This is a genomic window from Streptomyces sp. NPDC005408 (assembly GCF_040606445.1).
GTDB lineage: Bacteria > Actinomycetota > Actinomycetes > Streptomycetales > Streptomycetaceae > Streptomyces.
This window is the reverse complement of the sequence record NZ_JBEXEX010000001.1, coordinates 285,572-304,205: the sequence shown is the minus strand read 5'-3', so window position 1 is coordinate 304,205 and position 18,634 is coordinate 285,572. Positions and strand designations below refer to the sequence as shown.

Genomic DNA, 18,634 nt, shown 5'->3' with positions numbered 1-18,634 from the left:
AAGATCACGAACCCTACCGGTCTACAGGTAAACGCGCCACGATGGAAGCATCAGCCGGGCGAGACAGAGGAGGCGGCATGTCTGACGCGAGCATTGATGCGACCATCGAGGTGGCACTCGGCAAGCTCGATCTCGACGCGAAGGCACGGCTCCTGGCCGGCCAGGACATGTGGTCACTGCCCGCGCTCCCCGAGATCGGGCTGAAGTCCCTGGTCATGTCCGACGGCCCCATCGGCGTCCGCGGAGTGCGCTGGACCGCCGACGACCCGTCCGTCGCCCTGCCCTCCCCGACCGCGCTCGCCGCCACCTGGGACCCGGCGCTGGCCCGCAGGGCCGGGACGCTGCTCGCCCAGGAGGCCCGCCGCAAGGGCGTGCACGTACTCCTCGCCCCCACCGTCAATCTGCACCGCTCGCCCCTCGGCGGCCGTCACTTCGAGTGCTACTCCGAAGACCCGTACCTCACCGGCGAGATCGGCACCGGCTATGTCCAGGGCGTCCAGAGCGGCGGCGTCGGCACGACCGTCAAGCACTTCGTCGCCAACGACGCCGAGACCGAGCGCTTCACCGTCGACAACGTCGTCGGCCCGCGTGCCCTGCGCGAGCTCTATCTCGCGCCCTTCGAGGCCATCGTCGAAAACGCCCACCCCTGGGGCATCATGACCGCCTACAACCAGGTCAACGGCTCGACGATGACCGAGCACCGCTACCTCGTCAACGAAGTCCTGCGCGGCGAATGGGGCTTCGACGGCGTCAATGTCTCCGACTGGACGGCCGCCCGATCGACGGTCGGCGACATCGAGGGCGGCCTCGACATCGCCATGCCGGGACCGAAGACCGTGTACGGCGACGCGCTCGCCGAATCCGTCCGCGCGGGCGAGGTGGAGGAGTCCGTCGTCGACGACGCCGTACGCAATGTGCTGCGGCTCGCCGCCCGCGTCGGCGCTCTCGAAGGAGTCGAGCCCGCTGTGCCGGTCACCGAGCTGCCGGCCGCGCTCGACGGCGACGCGCTGGCCGGCGAGATCGCCCGCCGCTCCTTCGTCCTCGTACGCAACGAGAACCGGGCGCTGCCCATCGACACCACCGAGGTCCGCACGGTGGCGCTGATCGGGGCCGCGGCCCGCGACGCCCGGGTGCTGGGCGGCGGCTCCGCCACCGTCTTCCCCGAGCGTGTCGTCTCTCCGCTCGACGGCCTGACCGCCGCGCTTCCCGAGGGGGCCCTGACGTATGCCGTCGGGGCCCATCCGAGCGATGAACTCGCCGTCGCGGGCGAGGGTTTCGAGCTCCGTGCCCTGTGCCGCGACGCGACGGGCCGCATCATCGGCGAGGGCTCCCTGCCCAGCGGTCAGGTCCAGTGGATCGGCGACGACCTCCCCGAGGGGGTCACTCTCGCGACGCTCCGCAGCATCGAGATCAGGGGTACGTTCGTCCCGCGCGAGAGCGGCGAACACGCCTTCGGCACCCGCGGCCTCGGTGCGTTCACGCTCTCGGTCGGCGGAGCTGTGCTGTGGGACGGCGTCCAGAAGCAGGACAACGAGGCCGATCCGTTCGAGGCGTTCTTCGGGGCTCCGACCGAGCGCGGCCGGGCCGTCCTCACCGCGGGCGAGCCGGTGCAGATCTCGCTCGCCCACCCCGTCAACAAGGCGCCGGGCACGCCGCTGTCCGCCATCATGTTCTCCCTCACCCACCTCGGCCCGCAGGGCGCCGCCGACGGGCTGATCGCCGAGGCCGCCGAAGCCGCGCGTGCCGCCGACACCGCCGTCGTCGTGGTCGCCACGACCGACCGCGTCGAGTCGGAGGGCTTCGACCGGCGGGACCTGAAGCTCCCGGGCCGCCAGGACGATCTCGTACGGGCCGTGGCCGCGGCCAATCCGAACACCGTCGTGGTCGTCAACTCCGGTTCCCCGGTGGAGCTGCCGTGGCGCGACGAGGTCGCGGCGGTGCTGCTCAGCTGGTTCCCCGGGCAGGAGGGCGGGGCGGCGCTCGCCGATGTGCTGCTCGGCATGGAGGAGCCGGGCGGGCGGCTGCCGACCACATGGCCCGCCGCCTTCGAGGACGCGCCGGTCACCGAGGTCACCCCGGCCGACGGTCAACTCCACTACACGGAGGGTGTGTTCATCGGCTACCGGGCCTGGGACCGGGCCGGTACGGCGCCCGCGTACCCCTTCGGTCACGGGCTCGGCTACACGACCTGGGACTACGAGTCCCTGGAGGCGACCCCGACCACGGCCAAGGTCCAGGTGCGCAACACCGGTACGCGCGCGGGCCGCGAGACCGTCCAGGTCTACCTCGCGCCCCAGGCCGACAGTGTGGAGCGGCCCGCCCGCTGGCTGGCGGGCTTCGCGCAGGTCGAGGCCCGGCCGGGAGAGAGCGCTGAGGTGGAAATCCCGCTGCGGCGGCGGGCGTTCGAGATCTGGGACGAGGAGAGCGGCGGGTGGAGCTTTGTGCCGGGGGCGTACGAGGTCCGGGCGGGGCGGTCGCTGGCGGACGGCCGTTTGAGCGCCACGGTGGACGCGCAGGGGTAGTTGGGCCGAACGGAGCCGGGCTCCGGGGCGGAGCCCCGGGGTCAAGCCGGCGGCTTTGCCGAGGTCACGTTGCGGTAGGCGATTTCCGCCAGGCGTTCCTGGCCGTCCCTGCTCGGATGGAACCAGTCCCAGCGGCTCAACTGTTCACCGCTGAAGCGGAAGTCGAACACCGCCCCGCCGTCGTACCGGCAGCGCAGGTCCTTGCCGCAGACGTCCTTCAGCACCTTGTTGTACTCGACCACCCGCTCCTGCACCCGCGCACGCCGCGCCTGCGCCCGGGTGCTCACGTCGTCCGCGTCGCCCAGCATCGACGCGCAGATGCCCAGCTTCCAGATCTGCCTGCCCAGCGGATTGCCGCGACCGGTCGACCAGAGGCGTTTGAGGTCCGGCACGCTCGAGACGTACACCTGGGCCTTCGGCGCCGTACGCCGCAACTCCTTCAGCGCGCCCTCGAAGGACCGGCGGAAGTTCTCGACCGTCGTCATCTTCTCGGCCGAGTCCGCGCACGCGTCATTAGCGCCGACCATCACCGTCACGAGCTCGGGCTTCTTCGCCGCCGCCTGGGCCATCTGACCGGGCAGATCGGCGACATCGGCCCCGGAGCGGGCGTAGTTCCAGCTGCGCTCGGCGACGGCCGGCTCGCCGATGAGCCGCAGTGCCAGGCTGCGCACCTTGGCGTCCGTGCCGGTCGCCCAGGACACCTCCGGGCAGTCGGAGAGCACCACACACGCGTCGAAGCCGCGGGTGATGGAGTCCCCGACCGCGGCGATCGAGTCCGGGCTGCGGTCCCAGGCGGGGGAGGGGGTGGGGGAGGGCCGCCGTTTGGCGGGGGATCCGTGTCCGCTCGGGTCCGAGGAGGAGTCACACCCGGCCAGTGCGCCGGTCATGAGGAGGAAAGCCGCCGTCAGGGCCGCCGCCGCGGTGTGCGAGCGGCGTGTCCGACTTGTCTCCCGCATCCCCAGTTCCCCTCCGTATCACCGGTCCCAGACGTCCTGCCGAGTGAAAGCTTGGTGCGTACGGGCCCCCGGACCGACATTACGTCACCCCTGAGACACCTACTCACGGTAGCTTTTCTCCGTCGACCCAGAGGCATCGTGCCCATCGGCCCCGGTAAATTACATCACGTCACATGCTGTCCCTTTTGTGGAGTTTGACTCCCGATGCTGTTTACTGAGGCCGCTGGGAAGCCGATCCTCGTCCCACACTGGAGGTCCGGGTGACGACACGTGGCGTTCTGTACGTTCACTCCGCACCGCGCGCGCTGTGCCCGCACGTCGAATGGGCGGTCGCGGGTGTACTTGGCGTGCGGGTCCAGCTCGACTGGATCCGGCAGCCGGCGTCGCCCGGCACCTGGAGAGCCGAGTTCTCCTGGCAGGGCGAGGCGGGCACGGCCTCCAAGCTCGCCTCGGCGCTGCGCGGCTGGCAGATGCTGCGCTTCGAGGTGACCGCCGAACCGTGCCCGACCGCCGAGGGCGAGCGCTACAGCGCCACGCCCGAGCTCGGGATCTTTCACGCAGTCACCGGGATCCACGGCGACATCCTGATCCCCGAGGACCGGCTGCGCGCCGCGCTGGCGCGCTCGATCCAGGGCGAGACGGACCTGGAGGCGGAGATCTCCAAGCTGCTGGGCAAGCCGTGGGACGACGAGCTGGAGCCGTTCCGGTACGCGGGGGAGGGTGCACCGGTCCGCTGGCTGCACCAGGTCGTCTGAACGAGGTAGCCGAAAGGGCCCCCACCGGAGGGTGGGGGCCCTTTCGTGCGCGTACGAGAAGTACGAGAACTCAGACGGTTCGGACTCCGTCCGGCGGACGTGGCTGAGGCCCGCCTCCCTGAAGGGGGCGGGCCTCACGCGTGAACGGGCTCAGACGGTACGGAACGCGAGGACCACGTTGTGGCCGCCGAAGCCGAACGAGTTGGCCCCTTTTCCGTGCGTCCGACTCCGTCCGGCGGACGTGGCTGAGACCCGCCTCCCTGAAGGGGGCGGGCCTCACGCGTGAACGGGCTCAGACAGTACGGAACGCGAGGACCACGTTGTGGCCGCCGAAGCCGAACGAGTTGTTGATCGCCGCGATCGTGCCATCGGGGAGCTTGCGGGGCTCGCCGCGCACGATGTCCGCGTCGACCGCCTCGTCGAGGTTGTCGATGTTGATCGTCGGCGGGGCCGTGCGGTGGTACAGCGCGAGGACCGTGGCGACGGTCTCGATGCCGCCCGCGCCGCCCAGCAGGTGGCCCGTCATCGACTTCGTGCCGGAGACCGCGACATGGTCGAGCTCGTCGCCCAGGACCTTGCGCAGGGCCTTGATCTCGGCGACGTCGCCCTGCGGGGTCGACGTGGCGTGCGCGTTGAGGTGCACGACCTCGGACGGCTTCAGGTCCGTCGCGTCCAGCAGGTTCTGCAGCGCCGTCGCGATACCGCGGCCGGTCGGCTCGGGCTGGGCGATGTGGTGGCTGTCCGCGGACAGGCCCTGGCCCAGCACCTCGCAGTAGACCTTCGCACCGCGCTTGGCGGCGTGCTCGGCCGACTCCAGGATGACGACGCCCGCGCCCTCGCCGAGGACGAAGCCGTCACGGGCCGTGTCGTAGGGACGAGAGGCCTTCTCGGGCTCGTCGTTGTTCTTGGACATCGCCATCATGTTGGCGAAAGCCGCGATGGGCAGCGGGTGGATGGCCGCCTCGGTGCCACCGGCGACGACAACGTCGGCGCGGCCGGTGCGGATCATCTCGACCGCGTAGCCGATCGCTTCGGCGCCCGACGCACAGGCGGAGACCGGAGTGTGCACGCCCGCCTGGGCGTTCACCTCCAGGCCGACGTTGGCGGAGGGGCCGTTCGGCATGAGCATGGGCACGGTGTGCGGGGAGACACGGCGTACGCCCTTCTCCTTGAGCACGTCGTACTGGTCGAGCAGAGTCGTTACGCCGCCGATGCCGGAGGCGATGACCGCGCCCAGACGCTCGGGGAGAACCTTCTCGTCCTCGCCGGCGGGAGCGGTGTAACCGGCGTCCGCCCAGGCCTCGCGGGCCGCGATCAGCGCGAACTGCGCCGAGCGGTCCAGCTTGCGGGCGAGCGGGCGCGGCAGGACCTCGCTCGGGTCGACCGCCGCGGGTGCGGCGATCCGGACCGGGAGTTCGGCGAAGCGCTCGCCCTCGAGGGGCTTCACTCCGGAGCGCCCGGCGAGCAGACCCTCCCAGGTCGATGCGCTGTCGCCACCCAACGGTGTGGTTGCGCCGATACCGGTGACGACCACGGTGCGATTGGTCGAGCTCACAGGAATTCTTTCTCCACGTGTAGAGGGTGCTGAATTTTCACGGCGCCACCGCCGGGTGGCGACAAACGCGTTTCAGGCTCAGGCCTGGTGCTTGGCGATGTAGTCCGCGGCGTCGCCGACAGTCTTCAGGTTCTTGACGTCGTCGTCCGGGATCTTGACGTCGAAACGCTCTTCGGCGGCGACGACGACCTCGACCATGGACAGCGAGTCGACGTCCAGGTCGTCGGTGAAGGACTTGTCCAGCTGGACGTCCTCGACCGGGATCCCGGCGATCTCGTTGACGATATCCGCGAGACCGGTGACGATCTCTTCCTGAGTGGCGGCCATGTGGCGCTCCTTCGGTGTTGTATCAGAGGGTGTGGCGTCCGGAAGATCCGGTTGCCTAGGGGAGGGTAACGACCGTGGCTGCGTAGACGAGACCCGCCCCGAAGCCGATGACGAGCGCGGTGTCGCCGCTCTTGGCCTGTCCGGTCGCCAGGAGCCGCTCCATGGCGAGCGGGATCGAGGCGGCCGAGGTGTTGCCGGTGGTCTCCACGTCACGGGCGACCGTGACGTGCTCCGGCAGCTTCAGAGTCTTCACCATCGAATCGATGATCCGCATATTGGCCTGGTGCGGAATGAAGACGTCCAGGTCGTCCGCGCTGATTCCGGCCGCGTCCAGCGCCTGCTGGGCGACCTTCGCCATCTCGAACACGGCCCAGCGGAAGACCGCCTGGCCCTCCTGCGTGATCGCCGGAAACTTCTCGACGGTGCCGTTGCGGTAGTCGTCCCACGGCACGGTCTGCTTGATGGTGTCGGACTTGTCGCCCTCCGAGCCCCACACGGTCGGGCCGATCTGCGGATCCTTGGAGGGGCCGACGACGACCGCGCCCGCGCCGTCGCCGAACAGGAAGGCCGTCGCGCGGTCCTCCAGGTCGGTCAGGTCGCTGAGCCGCTCGACGCCGATGACAAGGACGTACTCCGCCGAGCCCTCGACGACCATGCCCTTGGCGAGGGTGAGGCCGTAGCCGAAACCGGCGCAGCCCGCGGAGATGTCGAACGCGGCGGGCTTGACCGCGCCGATCTTGTCCGCGATCTCGGTGGCGATGGCCGGGGTCTGCTTGAAGTGCGAGACGGTGGAGACGATCACGCCACCGATCTGCTCCGGGGTGATCCCGGCGTCGGCGATCGCCTTGCCCGCCGCCTCGACCGACATCGCGCTCACGGTCTCCTCGGGGGATGCCCAGTGGCGCGTGGCGATGCCAGAGCGCGAGCGGATCCACTCGTCGGAGGAGTCGATCGTCTCGAGGATCACCTCGTTGGGCACGACCCGGATGGGGCGATAGCCGCCGACACCCATGATGCGTGCGTACGGGGCGCCCTGGCTGGGCTTGATCTTCGTCGACATGCTCTACGGCTCCTTGTCAGGCTGAATGCTCGGCGACGAGCGTGCGGGCCGCGTCGAGGTCGTCGGGGGTCTTGAGTGCGAGCGTCTGCACGCCGGGCAGGGCGCGCTTGGCAAGGCCGGTGAGCGTGCCGCCGGGGCAGACCTCGATCAGGGCGGTGACGCCCTGCTCCTTGAAGGTCTCCATGCACAGGTCCCAGCGGACCGGGTTGGCGACCTGGCCGACCAGCCGGGCGATGACCTCGTCGCCGGTGGAGACCGTGCGGCCGTCCTTGTTCGAGATGTACGGCAGGAGCGGGTCGGAGACCGTGAGCTTCGCGGCGGCCTTCTGGAGCGTCGCGACCGCGGGCGCCATGTGGTGCGTGTGGAACGCGCCGGCCACCTTGAGTGCGATGACGCGGGCCTTCTCCGGCTTGTTCTCGGCCAGCGCCGCGAGCTGCTCGGCGGTGCCTGCGGCGACGATCTGGCCGGCGCCGTTCACGTTCGCCGCGGTCAGGCCGAGGCTTTCGAGGTGGGCCACGACCTGCTCGGGGTCGCCGCCGAGTACGGCCGACATGCCGGTCTCGGTGACCGCGGCGGCCTCGGCCATGGCCAGGCCGCGGGTGCGCACGAAACCGAGTGCGGCGGCGTGGTCGAGGACACCGGCGAACGCGGCCGCCGTAATTTCGCCGACGCTGTGACCAGCGACTGCGCCGGGGCGTACGTCACCGAGCGCCTCGGCCGAGAGCAGGCCTGCGGCGACGAGGAGCGGCTGTGCCACGGCGGTGTCGCGGATCTCGTCCGCGTCGGCCTTCGTGCCGTAGTGGGCAAGGTCGAGCTCGATGGCGTCGGACCAGGCCGCAATGCGGTCGGCGGCGCCGGGGAGTTCGAGCCAGGGAGTCAGGAAGCCGGGCGTCTGAGCGCCTTGGCCGGGAGCGACGAGTACGAGCACCCTCACACTTTCTCTTGTGGACGGCTCCAACCGCCCGTGGGGACAGGGACCAAGAAACGTCAGGGGAATTGTTGGTGTTCGACAAAAGTCTAGGACTGCGAATCTCCATCGGCCAGACGCCCCAGGATGAGCGCGATCCGCAGCGTGAACGCGGAGCGCACATCGGAGGGTGACCATCCGGTGACGTCGGTCACACGTCGCAGCCGGTAGCGCACGGTGTTGGGGTGGACGAAGAGCATCCTTGCGGCGCCTTCGAGGCTACTCGCCTGCTCTAGATAGACGCTCAAGGTTTCCAGAAGTGCCGACCCGGCTTCTTCCAGCGGTCTGTAGATCTCCTCCACCAACTGCTCCCGCGCGGCAGGGTCCGAGGCGATCGCGCGCTCCGGCAGGAGATCGTCCGCGAGGACGGGGCGCGGGGCGTCCTGCCAGGCGGAGCACGCCTTGAGCCCGGCGGCCGCGGCCTGCGCGGACCTGGTGGCGGCGAGCAGGTCGGGGACGACGGGTCCGGCGACCACAGGACCGGCGGCATAGGGCCCGATCAGGGACTTGGCGACATTCAGCGGATTGTCGCTGCCGCCCGCGATGACGACGAGCCGGTCGCCGAGGACTCCGGTGAGGACCTGGAGCTTGGCGTGCCGGGCGGCCCGGCGGATCGCCTCGACGGTCAGTTCGCTGTCACCGTCGGGTGCGGTGCCGAGGATGACGCAGACATGTTCGGGGGAGTTCCAGCCGAGCGCGGCGGCGCGGGAGACCGCGCCCTCGTCGGCCTCGCCGGACAGTACGGCGTTCACGACGAGGGATTCGAGACGGGCGTCCCAGGCGCCGCGGGCCTCGGCGGCCTGCGCGTACACCTGGGCGGTCGCGAAGGCGATCTCACGTGCGTAGACGAGCAGGGCCTCGCGCAGCACGGACTCGTCACCCGGGGCCGCGACCTCATCGATCGCCGACTCCATGACCTCGATGGTCGTACGCACCATCTCGACGGTCTGGCGCAGGGTGATCGCGCGGGTCAGCTCGCGCGGAGCGGTGCCGAAGACGTCGGTCGAGATCGCCTGCGGGGTCTCCGGATGCCGGAACCACTCGGTGAACGCGGCGATACCGGCCTGGGCGACAAGGCCGATCCACGACCGGTTCTCCGGGGGCATCGCCCGGTACCACGGCAGCGTCTCGTCCATGCGTGCGATGGCGTTCGCGGCGAGCCGGCCGGATGACTGCTCCAGACGGCGCAGGGTCGCGGTATGCGGGTGGGCGGAGTTCGCTGCAGGTTCGGGCACGGGGACAAGAGTGCCTTATCGGGACGGGGGAACGGAGTGGCGGGGTTCGTTGTCCTCCTGCCGGCGCCGCGCCGCGCGGCTGCGGGCCGCGAGCCGGAAGCGCTGGATGAGCGGCTCGTGGCACGGCGAGCGCCAGGCAGCCGTGACACCGCTCGCCGCGCGGAGTGCGTCCGGCGAACGGACGGTCGCCGCGGGGCTAACGTGGACCCGTGATTGACGTACGGCGCTCCGCCGACCGCTTCCGCGGCGGCGACCCCGCCTCGGGCATCGAATCCCTGCACGCCTTCTCCTTCGGGCGGCACTACGACCCCGACAACCTCCGCTTCGGCGCGATCCTCGCCTGCAACGAGGAGCGTCTCCAGCCCGGCTCCGGCTTCGACGAGCATCCGCACAGCCACACCGAGATCGTCACCTGGGTCGTCGAGGGGGAGCTGACCCATCGCGACTCGGCGGGCCACGCGACCGTCGTCCGGCCCGGCGACGTCCAGCGGCTCAGCTCGGCGGACGGCGTCCGTCATGTGGAGCGCAATGACGCGGACGTACCGCTGACCTTCGTGCAGATGTGGCTCGCCCCGCTGTCGCCGGGCGGCGATCCTTCGTACGAGATCGTGCACGGCATCGCGGACTCGACGCCGTACGCACTGCCCGAGGCGGGCGCGATGCTGCACGTCCGCCGCCTGGGCCCGGGCGAACGCACCGCGGTGCCGGACGCTGCAGGGGTGTACGTACATGTGGTTCGAGGTGAAGTCCGCCTGAATGGTGCGGACTTGGGGCCTGGGGATGCGGCACGCATCACGGAGGCGGACGGCCTGGAGCTGGCTGCGGCAGGGGCTGCCGAGGTTCTGCTCTGGGAGCTGAGCGAGTTCTGAGCCCCGGTTCTACCCTCGGCGCAGCTCCGCCAGCACCGCGTCCGTGAACGGCGGCCATGCCTCGATCGCCCACGCACCGAAGGCCCGGTCCGTGAGCGCCAAGCACGCCACGCCCGCGTCCGGGTCGATCCACAGGAACGTGCCGGACTGGCCGAAGTGCCCGAAGGTGCGGGGCGAGGACGAACCGCCCGTCCAGTGCGGGGACTTGGCGTCCCGGATCTCGAAGCCGAGACCCCAGTCGTTCGGCTTCTGGTGCCCGTAGCCGGGGAGGATTCCCGACAGACCCGGGTGGACGACCGTCATCGCCTCAAGGACCGTACGGGCATCCAGGAGACACGGCGCCTGCACCTCGGCGGCGAAGCGCACCAGGTCGCCGACCGTCGAGACGCCGTCCTTCGCGGGGGAGTCTTCCACGGTGGTCGACGTCATACCCAGCGGCTCAAGGACCGCCTGGTGCAGATACTCCGCGAACGGGATCTCCGTCGCCTTGGCGATGTGGTCGCCGAGCACCTCGAAGCCCGCGTTGGAGTACAGCCTGCGGGTGCCGGGCGGGGCCGTCACCCGGTGCTCGTCGAAGGCCAGGCCCGAGGTGTGGGCGAGCAGATGGCGGACCGTGGAGCCTTCGGGGCCCGCCGGTTCGTCGAGCTCGATCGCCCCTTCCTCGTACGCCACGAGCGCCGCGTAGGCCGCGAGCGGCTTGGTGACGGAGGCTAGCGGGAAGCGGTGCGAGAGGGGTCCGTGCGATCCGGCGACGGTGCCGTCCGCTCGTACGACGGCGGCCGCCGCGGTCGGTACCGGCCAGTTCTCGATCATCGCCAGGCTCTGCATGCGTACGAGACTAAAGGGTGAGCCTCATCGCCGGATCGGGGGTACGGACGAAGCCGAGCGAGGTGTACAGGGGCTCGCCGTCGGCGGAGGCCCGTAGGTCGATCTTGCGTACGCCGCGTTCGCGGAACCAGCCGAGCAGCGCCTCCATGCAGGCGCGGGAGTAGCCACGGCGGCGCAGGTCGGGGTCGGTGGCGACGCTGAAGACATATCCCGACCTGCCGTGGGGGTTGCCGGGTCCGCCGAGCCGGTACTCGATCGTGCCGACCGCACAGGCCGCCAGGCCGCCGGGGCGCTCGACGACGAACGCGGTCAGATCGCCGTCCGGGTCGGTGAGCTTCTTGCGCAGCGTGTCGACGGCGGCGGGCTGCCAGCCGACATCCGGACTGTGGCCGGCATACGAGTCGTGCATGACCTTGCGGAGGCGGACCAGCTCTTCGGCGTCGTCGGGCGTGGCGCGGCGTGCGAGGCTCATGGGTTCGGAGGCTATTTCGCGCCGCAGGAAAACTGCCATCCATTTCCGCTTGCTTCGAGTGCACTCCAAGGTTTTAGCGTTGAGGACATGACGCTGATCGAGAGCACGCCGGTACGAGTGGACCTCTGCAAGTCGGCTCCCCGCGCACATCCCCGCCCCGAGGGCCAGGACCGCTACACGATCAGCGAGGTCGCCGCTTTCACCGGGCTCAGCGCGCACACCCTGCGCTGGTACGAGCGGATCGGGCTGATGCCGCACGTCGACCGGTCGCACACCGGACAGCGGCGCTTCACCAATCGCGACCTGGACTGGCTCGCCTTCGTCGGCAAGTTGCGGCTGACCGGGATGCCGGTCGCGGACATGGTCCGCTACGCCGAGCTGGTGCGCGAGGGCGAGCACACCTTCGAGGCACGGCAGGAGCTGCTGCAGCAGACACGGCGCGATGTCCGCTCGCGTATCGCGGAGCTCCGGGACACACTCGCGGTGCTGGATCACAAGATCGACTTTTATGCGGACGCCCGGCGGGCGTCGGAGAGGCTCTGAATCCTGATGGCTGAATCCTTGAGGAACGGCGGCAAGATCGCACAGGTGCGGCTCGGGACCGGTGGACCGCTGGTCGGCATACAGGGCCTGGGCTGCATGGGGATGAGCGAGTTCTACGGGGACACCGACCAGGCGGCCGCCCGGGACACCCTGGAGGCCGCGCTGGAGGCGGGCGTCACGCTCTTCGACACGGCGGACGTGTACGGGCGGGGGGCGAACGAGGAGTTCCTCGCGCCGTTCGTCGGAGCGCACCGCGACGAGATCACCCTGGCCACGAAGTTCGCCATCGAGCGGACCGACGACCCGCAGTACCGGGCCATCCGCAATGACCCGGCGTACATCCGCAAGGCCGTCGAGGAGAGCCTGCGGCGGCTGAAGACCGATGTCATCGACCTGTACTACATGCACCGCCGCGACCCGGCCGTACCGCTCGCCGAGTCCGTGGGCGCGATGGCCGAACTCGTGGAGCGCGGACTCGTCAAGCACCTGGGGCTGAGCGAGGTCACCGGCGCGGAGCTGCGTGAGGCGCACGCCGTGCATCCGATCGCCGCGCTGCAGTCGGAATGGTCGCTGTTCAGCCGGGACGTGGAGCGCAGCGCGGTCGGCGCGGCGGCCGAGCTGGGCGTCGCCGTCGTGCCGTACTCGCCGCTGGGCCGTGGCTTCCTCACCGGGGCCTTCGCGGACGCGGGCAAGGAACTGTCGGAGGGCGACTTCCGCAGGGCCCAGCCGCGCTTCAACGGCGACAACGCCAAGACCAACGCCGCGCTCCTGGAGCCGGTCCACAAGATCGCGGCGGCGCACGGGGCGACGGCCGGGCAGGTGGCCCTCGCGTGGGTGCAGCAGCGGGCCGAGGTGCACTCGCTCGCCGTGGTGCCGATCCCCGGCACCCGCAAGACCACCCGGCTGCTCGAGAACGCCGGGGCGACCCGGCTGACGCTGACCGACGAGGAGCTGGCGGCACTGGAGCCGATTGCGGGCCAGGTGGCGGGGGACCGCTACACGGACATGTCGTCGACGTCGGCGGCGCGGGAGTAGTCCGTACGGCATTACGCCGCGCGGGAGTAGTCCGTACGGCATTACGCCAGCCCCAACGCGAAGACAGCGAAGCCCGCCGCGAACAGACCAACTGCCGCGCGGCGGGCTTTCGTCGTCCTTGCCCACGGGGCCTCGAAGCCGCGCGCGTACCGCCCGATGAGGATCAGCAGCCCGGCGAACAGCGGCATCCAGGCGAGCCGGGCGAGGATCCAGCCGAGCGAGTCGGGGGCCGTGGTCAGCCCCCCGACACGGCCGATCAAGGAGGCGGGCACGGCCGCAGCCAGCATGGCCGTCTGGTGCCAGCACAGGATCGTCATCGCGGAGAGATTGATGACGACGACCGGTGCCCACAGGGCTGGGCGCTTCAGGAGCTTCGCGATCCGGTCCCGCAGCAGGATCGCGGCGCCGCTCTGCGCGGCGGCGAGGGCCAGGACCAGCAGGGACGGCGGGTGGGAGTTCGTACGGGTCTCGCCGGGGACGCCGACCATCGAGGCGGGGTAGTGGAAGGCGAGCAGCAGTGCGGCGAAGAGTGCCGCGCCGCCGACGAGGAGCACGCGCGCGTGGCGCGCGGTGATCCTGCCCTCGCTCCAGGAGACGCCGAGCTGGTACGCGAAGAGCCAGCCCGGAAGGATGTTGATCACGCTCAGCCAGGAGGGCATGGCATCGGCGTACGGGCCGAAGCGCAGAAAGTCGACGACGGCGACGGTGGCGATGAGCGGAGCCGCGGCCCAGGGGCCGAGCTTGTGGGCGGCGCGTACGCAGTACGGGGTCAGGGCGGTGACCACGGTGTACACGCCGACGAACCACAGGGGCTGGACGACGAGGGTCGATCCGGTGCGCAAGGTGGTGCCGGGCACGCCGAGGGCGTACAGGACGGGGACCATCAGGGCCCAGACGGCGGTGACACCGAGGACGGGCCGCCCGAGCCGGGCGATCCGCTGCCTGAGCCACTCGCCTGTCGTCCCCTTCCGCCTGCCGTACGACAGCACGGAGGCGTACCCGCCCACCAGGAAGAAGATGCCGAGCATCTGGAGCACCCAGCTGACCGGCGCGAAGAAGCTGAAGGCGGCGAGGGGGCTGGCGTTGTGCAGGGCGCCGCCGGAGTCGAGCGTGAAGCCGCCGAGCAGCCAGTGTCCGGTGGGGACGGCGAGCAGGGCGAGGGCGCGGAGCCCGTCGATGGCGCGGTCGCGGTGGGCGGGAGTCCGCGCCTCGATCTTCTCGACGAGTTTCATCACGCTGCTCCGCCGGCGATGGCGGCGAAGGTACGGAGCGAGTCGGTGCCGGGGGCGAAGTAGCCGGTGTGGCCCTGGGCGTCGGCCGCGGGGACGGGGCGGGCGCCGAAGGCGGGGTCGGCGGGGTCGTTGCCGTGTCCGAGTCCGGCGAACTCGACGTTGGGGATCTTGGAGATCCAGTCGGAAGGGTTCTTGGCGGCCCAGACGCGGGCGGTGGTGCGGAGATCGGCCGTGTTCTCGGCGCGCATGCCGGGTGAACCGAAGACCACGAGGTCCTTGGCCTTGAGGTCGGCGGCCGCCAGGCCGCAGACGACGGAGCCGTAGCTGTGGCAGAAGAGGGCGGGCGCGGGGGCATGGACGGCTGCGAGGCCTTCGGTGAAGCGGGTCAGGCGTACGGCCCCGGCCTCGGCGAGATCGCCGGTGGCGGCGTCCAGGCCGACACCGACGGGCGTGGTGTAGCCGGTCCAGGCGATGACGGCGGTCCGGTTGTGGGTCGCGGCGCGCAGGGACCTGGCCATGCCGGCGGGGGTGCCGTAGGGGTCCTTGGCCCGGTCGAAGGTGTCGGCGTCCATGTCGGACCCCGGGACTATGACGGACAGATGGCGGGCGTGCGCCAGATCCCCGTACACCTCGGCGACCTGGCCGCGCCCGCGTGGATCGAAGGCGAGTATCTGCCGCCCGGGAGCGGCGAGCCGCTCGAACCGGGTACCGCGAAGGGCCTGGGCGTTGGCCTCGTACCGCAGGGCTGTGGGCGCGCCGTCGAGGTTCCCCACGACGAGGGGGTGGCGGCGGATCAGGTCCTGCTGGTCCTTCGCCCTCAACGTCCCGAAGAACGCGGCGACTTCGGTGGGCGATGCGGTGGCGGGATCGGGCAGGCGGCGCCCGAGCGACTGATCGGCAACCCACGCGCTGCTGCCGGGCGGCGGCCCGGTGACGGCCTGCTGCCCGTTCCCGGACGCCCACCCGGCGGTCCCGGCCACCACGGTCGTCGCGAACGCCACGGCCACCAGGGTCCTTTTGTAGCGGCGCATGTTTCCGTCTCCCTCTCGCTGGTCCGTCGGCCTGACGGAGAGGAAGGTAAGAAGACGGTGGGTGACGGTGCGTCACACTGGGGGGCCAGGTTGCGGGTCATACCGGGGTAGGGGGTGGGCCGCTCCGGCGGTTCGGGGGCTTGGCTCCCACGTGGCGGAGCCGCAAATGTCACAGCGGGGAGGGGCGGGGTGGGCAGGGTGGGGCGGGGTGGGGAAAAGTCACTGCCCCGCGTCGCCCGGCCTCACCACCCCCGCCTCGTACGCGAAAATCACCGCCTGCGCCCTGTCCCGCAGTTCCAGCTTCCCCAGCACCCGCCCGATGTGCGTCTTCACCGTCTGTTCCGCCAGCACCAGATGCTCCGCGATCTCCTGGTTCGACAGGCCCCTCGCGATCAGCTCCAGCACCTCCGTCTCCCGCGGCGTCAGCCCGTTCAGCCGCAGTGCCGGGCCCTTCCGCGCGGCCGGGCGCTGTGCCGCGAAGTCCGCGATCAGGCGGCGCGTCACCGACGGCGCCAGCAGGGCCTCGCCCGCCGCCACCACCCGGACCGCCGCGATCAGGTCCGCCGGCGGGGCGTCCTTCAGCAGGAAGCCCGACGCCCCGGCCCGCAGCGCCTCGTACACGTAGTCGTCCACGTCGAAGGTGGTCAGCATCAGCACCTTCGGGCGGTGCACCACACCGGCCGGAGGCGACAGAAGCTCACGCGCCGCCGCGAGACCGTCCATCTCCGGCATGCGCACGTCCATCAGGACCACGTCGGGGTGCGTGGACCGCGCGACCGCCACCCCGGCGCGGCCGTCCGGCGCCTCGCCCACCACGTCGATGTCCGCCTGCGCGGACAACAGCGCGGCGAACCCCGCCCGCACCATGGCCTGGTCGTCGACGATGATCACGCGGATCGTCACGGGGATTCCTTCACCGTCAGAGGGAGGCGGGCCGCGACCCGGAAACCGCCGTCCGGCAGCGGACCGGTGTCCAGCGTGCCGCCGGTCAACCGTACGCGTTCACGCATTCCGACCAGGCCGTGTCCGGTCCCGGTCGTCTCGAGCGGCGACTGGCGATGCGAAGTACCGTCCGCCGCGGCCCCGTTGACGACCAGCACCGTCAGGTCCGTACCGTCCGATGTCACCGAAACCCGTGTCGGCGCCCCCGGCGCATGCCGCACCACGTTCGCCAGCGCCTCCTGCACGATGCGGTACGCCGACAGATCCACCGCCTGCGGCACCGGCCCCAGCTCCGCCGCGAGCGACAGCTCCGCCGGAACTCCCGCCCGTACCGTCGCCTCAACCAGCTGCTGCACCCGGTCAAGTCCCGGCTGCGGCGCCCGCTCACCCTCCGAGCCGTCGCTGCGCAGCACCACCAGCAGCCGACGCATCTCAGCCAGCGACTCCCGCGCGCCCGCCGCGATCGACCCGAACTCCTCGCGTGCCGCGTCCGGCAGCCCCTCGATCCGGTACGGCGCCGAGTCCGCCTGCACCGTGATCACCGACATGTGGTGCGCCACCACATCGTGCAGCTCACGCGCGATACGGGCCCGTTCCTCCAGCAGGGTGCGCTGCGCCCGTTCCGTCTCGCTGATGGTCTCCTGCACCACCAGCCGCCGCTGCGCGTCCCCGCGCTCCCGCAGCGCGCCCGTGACGACGAGCACCACTCCGCTCAGTACGAACAGCAGCAGATGGACGCCGTCGCTCCGGCTCTGCGAGAACAGCTCGAACAGTAGACCCGCAGCGCCCGTCGCCAGCCACACTGCGAGCAGCTTGCGGCGCGGCTCCCGCAGCCCCAGGCAGATCATCAGGACCAGATAGCCGACGACCACCATCGGGGTCCACGGCCAGCTCCTGCCCATCGTCCCTTCCGCGTCCATCAGGGCGAACGCGCCCCCCACATCCGCGGCGAAAATGATCCACCACGCCTGCAGCGGGCGGGTCACGGCGAGCAGCAGCGGCGCGGTCTGGGCGGTGGCGAGCGCGCCGGCGAGCGCACCGTTCAGTTCGTATTCCTGCGTCAGCACCGAGACGGTCGCCGGCAGCAGCGCGACGACGAACACGAACACCACCGCGTACGGCAGCGCCCGCAGCCACCGCTTCTCGGCCGAGCCGAGGAGCGGGGCCGTGGACTCCGACGGCGTGACGAGATCGGCGGCGAGCAGCCGCAGATTCTGCCGCGCGGCGCGCAGCGCGCGCGAGCGCCGAGAGGAGGGTCGGGGGGACCCGGACTCCCGGGGGGATGATTCAGACATGACGTGATCAGCGTAGGCAGCCCGGCCGCCGCGCGGCGTCATACCGGGGAGCCGCACGCCATGTCATGCCCCGGTATGACCCGCGAGGATGACCCCGTGGGACTCACAGCTCTGCGAGCAACTGCGCCTTCTTCGTACTGAACTCCTCGTCCGTCACCAGACCCGCCTGGTGCAGCTCCCCGAGGTGCCGTATCCGCTCCGCGATGTCCGCCGGGTCGCGCCGCCCCGCCCGCAGCGCCATCGCCGGCGCCGAGCCGCTGTTGCGTACGGACTCGAGCACCGCGGCCGCGAACGGCAGCGACTCGTGCACCGGCCCGCGGCTCACCCCGAACAGCACCGCCGCCGGGTCCTGGTCCACCTGCCGGAGCCCGGCCGGTTCCTCGCCCGGATCCTCACCGCGGCGCAGCAGCCGCAGATACCCGTCGAACGCCTCCGGCGAGCGCCACTCGACGCCGCTCAGCTCCGCCACCGGGAAACTCTGGTCGCCCGCCCTCCACTTGGCCGACGACGCGGCCGTCCGTGACCAGCGGAAGGAGACCATCGAGCCGTCGAAGAAGGCCTTTCCGTCGTACGCCTTGAAGTGCATCGGCCCCTCGGGCGCGGCCACGGCGTACCGCTCGGCCGGGGTGTCCGCGTCGTCGGGGAGCAGCGCGCGCAGTTCGTCGGCGTAGTACTCGGCGAGCGTCTCGCGCTCGGCGGGCAGCACCAGCCGGTACGGGTCACAGCCCTCCTTCAGCTGCCCGGCCGCCGCCTCCATCAGCGGATCGGCGCCGGGTCTGGGCGCAGCGTGCAGCACGACCGTGCCGCGCTTGCCCGGGGAGAGGGTCACCGACGCCAACGCCTCGTGGGGAATGCGGCGTTCGCGAAGCGTCTGGAACAGCTTCGGCGCGCGGAGCCCCCGTTCGAAGCGGATGAGCACGGAGTCGGTCTCGAACTCCCAAGTGGCTTGAATTCCGGCCAGAACATCACCCATGCGCATCATCGTAGGCGGCGTGCGGTCGCGCGTCGCC

Annotated in this window: 18 protein-coding genes; 5 read left to right on the top strand and 13 right to left on the bottom strand. The window is 70.9% G+C overall.

What is annotated here, in order from left to right; all coding sequences use genetic code 11:
• The first annotated feature begins 77 nt into the window (after positions 1 to 77).
• Positions 78 to 2,522 carry a glycoside hydrolase family 3 C-terminal domain-containing protein gene (locus tag ABZS64_RS01290; RefSeq protein ID WP_355821795.1) on the top strand — a complete coding sequence of 815 codons (2,445 nt, stop codon included), beginning with the start codon at positions 78 to 80 and terminating at the stop codon, positions 2,520 to 2,522.
• Positions 2,523 to 2,563: 41 nt separating this feature from the next.
• On the opposite strand, the gene ABZS64_RS01285 is transcribed toward ABZS64_RS01290, so the two are convergent.
• Positions 2,564 to 3,478: an SGNH/GDSL hydrolase family protein gene (locus ABZS64_RS01285; protein ID WP_355821793.1), complete on the bottom strand. Its 915-nt coding sequence runs from the start codon at positions 3,476 to 3,478 to the stop codon at positions 2,564 to 2,566.
• Positions 3,479 to 3,738: 260 nt separating this feature from the next.
• On the opposite strand from ABZS64_RS01285, the gene ABZS64_RS01280 reads away from it, so the two are divergent.
• Positions 3,739 to 4,233, top strand: a complete 495-nt coding sequence (locus ABZS64_RS01280) for a DUF3145 domain-containing protein (protein ID WP_355821791.1) — start codon at positions 3,739 to 3,741, stop codon at positions 4,231 to 4,233.
• Positions 4,234 to 4,525: 292 nt separating this feature from the next.
• Here the strand turns inward: ABZS64_RS01280 and fabF are convergent, their stop codons facing one another.
• From fabF to fasR, 5 genes are all read right to left on the bottom strand, one after another.
• Entirely contained in the window at positions 4,526 to 5,788 is a 1,263-nt protein-coding gene (gene fabF, locus ABZS64_RS01275; protein ID WP_355821789.1) for a beta-ketoacyl-ACP synthase II, read from the bottom strand.
• Positions 5,789 to 5,866: 78 nt separating this feature from the next.
• Positions 5,867 to 6,115: an acyl carrier protein gene (locus ABZS64_RS01270; protein WP_355821787.1), complete on the bottom strand. Its 249-nt coding sequence runs from the start codon at positions 6,113 to 6,115 to the stop codon at positions 5,867 to 5,869.
• Positions 6,116 to 6,170: 55 nt separating this feature from the next.
• On the bottom strand, positions 6,171 to 7,175 hold the full coding sequence (locus tag ABZS64_RS01265) for a ketoacyl-ACP synthase III (RefSeq protein WP_355821785.1): 1,005 nt from the start codon (positions 7,173 to 7,175) through the stop codon (positions 6,171 to 6,173).
• Between the two features lie 16 nt (positions 7,176 to 7,191).
• Entirely contained in the window at positions 7,192 to 8,103 is a 912-nt protein-coding gene (locus ABZS64_RS01260) for an ACP S-malonyltransferase (protein WP_355822092.1), read from the bottom strand.
• An 89-nt stretch (positions 8,104 to 8,192) separates the two neighbouring features.
• On the bottom strand, positions 8,193 to 9,377 hold the full coding sequence (fasR, locus tag ABZS64_RS01255) for a fatty acid biosynthesis transcriptional regulator FasR (RefSeq protein WP_355821783.1): 1,185 nt from the start codon (positions 9,375 to 9,377) through the stop codon (positions 8,193 to 8,195).
• Positions 9,378 to 9,589: 212 nt separating this feature from the next.
• On the opposite strand from fasR, the gene ABZS64_RS01250 reads away from it, so the two are divergent.
• Complete coding sequence (locus tag ABZS64_RS01250) at positions 9,590 to 10,246, top strand: pirin family protein (RefSeq protein ID WP_355822090.1); 657 nt, start codon at positions 9,590 to 9,592, stop codon at positions 10,244 to 10,246.
• Positions 10,247 to 10,255: 9 nt separating this feature from the next.
• Here ABZS64_RS01250 and ABZS64_RS01245 read toward each other — a convergent pair whose 3' ends face one another.
• Together ABZS64_RS01245 and ABZS64_RS01240 are read right to left on the bottom strand one after the other, a co-directional pair.
• On the bottom strand, positions 10,256 to 11,074 hold the full coding sequence (locus tag ABZS64_RS01245; protein WP_355821781.1) for a serine hydrolase domain-containing protein: 819 nt from the start codon (positions 11,072 to 11,074) through the stop codon (positions 10,256 to 10,258).
• A 10-nt stretch (positions 11,075 to 11,084) separates the two neighbouring features.
• Complete coding sequence (locus ABZS64_RS01240) at positions 11,085 to 11,546, bottom strand: GNAT family N-acetyltransferase (RefSeq protein ID WP_355821779.1); 462 nt, start codon at positions 11,544 to 11,546, stop codon at positions 11,085 to 11,087.
• Between the two features lie 87 nt (positions 11,547 to 11,633).
• Here ABZS64_RS01240 and ABZS64_RS01235 point away from each other — a divergent pair, with 87 nt between their 5' ends.
• Both ABZS64_RS01235 and ABZS64_RS01230 read left to right on the top strand, forming a co-directional pair.
• Positions 11,634 to 12,089, top strand: a complete 456-nt coding sequence (locus tag ABZS64_RS01235) for a MerR family transcriptional regulator (protein ID WP_355821777.1) — start codon at positions 11,634 to 11,636, stop codon at positions 12,087 to 12,089.
• A gap of 6 nt (positions 12,090 to 12,095) precedes the next feature.
• Positions 12,096 to 13,124 carry an aldo/keto reductase gene (locus ABZS64_RS01230; RefSeq protein ID WP_355821775.1) on the top strand — a complete coding sequence of 343 codons (1,029 nt, stop codon included), beginning with the start codon at positions 12,096 to 12,098 and terminating at the stop codon, positions 13,122 to 13,124.
• Positions 13,125 to 13,165: 41 nt separating this feature from the next.
• On the opposite strand, the gene ABZS64_RS01225 is transcribed toward ABZS64_RS01230, so the two are convergent.
• The 5 genes from ABZS64_RS01225 to ABZS64_RS01205 form a co-directional block, all read right to left on the bottom strand.
• A complete protein-coding gene (locus tag ABZS64_RS01225) occupies positions 13,166 to 14,356 on the bottom strand; it encodes an acyltransferase (RefSeq protein WP_355821773.1) in 1,191 nt (396 codons plus the stop codon).
• The gene (locus ABZS64_RS01220) at positions 14,356 to 15,387 is read right to left on the bottom strand and encodes an alpha/beta hydrolase (protein WP_355821771.1); all 1,032 of its coding nucleotides are present in this window, start codon (positions 15,385 to 15,387) and stop codon (positions 14,356 to 14,358) included. Before ABZS64_RS01220 ends, ABZS64_RS01225 begins: the two co-directional genes overlap by 1 nt.
• 219 nt (positions 15,388 to 15,606) lie before the next feature.
• Positions 15,607 to 16,290 (bottom strand): response regulator transcription factor, encoded by a 684-nt coding sequence (locus tag ABZS64_RS01215; RefSeq protein WP_355821769.1) that lies wholly within the window; start codon positions 16,288 to 16,290, stop codon positions 15,607 to 15,609.
• Entirely contained in the window at positions 16,287 to 17,624 is a 1,338-nt protein-coding gene (locus ABZS64_RS01210; RefSeq protein WP_355821767.1) for a sensor histidine kinase, read from the bottom strand. The genes ABZS64_RS01215 and ABZS64_RS01210 overlap by 4 nt, the downstream gene beginning before the upstream one ends.
• 103 nt (positions 17,625 to 17,727) lie before the next feature.
• Complete coding sequence (locus ABZS64_RS01205) at positions 17,728 to 18,597, bottom strand: DUF4429 domain-containing protein (protein ID WP_355821765.1); 870 nt, start codon at positions 18,595 to 18,597, stop codon at positions 17,728 to 17,730.
• Positions 18,598 to 18,634 lie beyond the last annotated feature (37 nt).

Bases quoted from the DNA above. Each gene is read 5' to 3' on its own strand.
- ABZS64_RS01290 (WP_355821795.1), top strand. From the start codon at position 78: ATGTCTGACGCGAGCATTGATGCGACCATCGAGGTGGCACTCGGCAAG.
- ABZS64_RS01285 (WP_355821793.1), bottom strand. From the start codon at position 3,478: ATGCGGGAGACAAGTCGGACACGCCGCTCGCACACCGCGGCGGCGGCC.
- ABZS64_RS01270 (WP_355821787.1), bottom strand. From the start codon at position 6,115: ATGGCCGCCACTCAGGAAGAGATCGTCACCGGTCTCGCGGATATCGTC.
- ABZS64_RS01265 (WP_355821785.1), bottom strand. From the start codon at position 7,175: ATGTCGACGAAGATCAAGCCCAGCCAGGGCGCCCCGTACGCACGCATC.
- ABZS64_RS01245 (WP_355821781.1), bottom strand. From the start codon at position 11,074: ATGCAGAGCCTGGCGATGATCGAGAACTGGCCGGTACCGACCGCGGCG.
- ABZS64_RS01240 (WP_355821779.1), bottom strand. From the start codon at position 11,546: ATGAGCCTCGCACGCCGCGCCACGCCCGACGACGCCGAAGAGCTGGTC.
- ABZS64_RS01235 (WP_355821777.1), top strand. From the start codon at position 11,634: ATGACGCTGATCGAGAGCACGCCGGTACGAGTGGACCTCTGCAAGTCG.
- ABZS64_RS01230 (WP_355821775.1), top strand. From the start codon at position 12,096: ATGGCTGAATCCTTGAGGAACGGCGGCAAGATCGCACAGGTGCGGCTC.
- ABZS64_RS01225 (WP_355821773.1), bottom strand. From the start codon at position 14,356: ATGAAACTCGTCGAGAAGATCGAGGCGCGGACTCCCGCCCACCGCGAC.
- ABZS64_RS01220 (WP_355821771.1), bottom strand. From the start codon at position 15,387: ATGCGCCGCTACAAAAGGACCCTGGTGGCCGTGGCGTTCGCGACGACC.
- ABZS64_RS01210 (WP_355821767.1), bottom strand. From the start codon at position 17,624: ATGTCTGAATCATCCCCCCGGGAGTCCGGGTCCCCCCGACCCTCCTCT.
- ABZS64_RS01205 (WP_355821765.1), bottom strand. From the start codon at position 18,597: ATGGGTGATGTTCTGGCCGGAATTCAAGCCACTTGGGAGTTCGAGACC.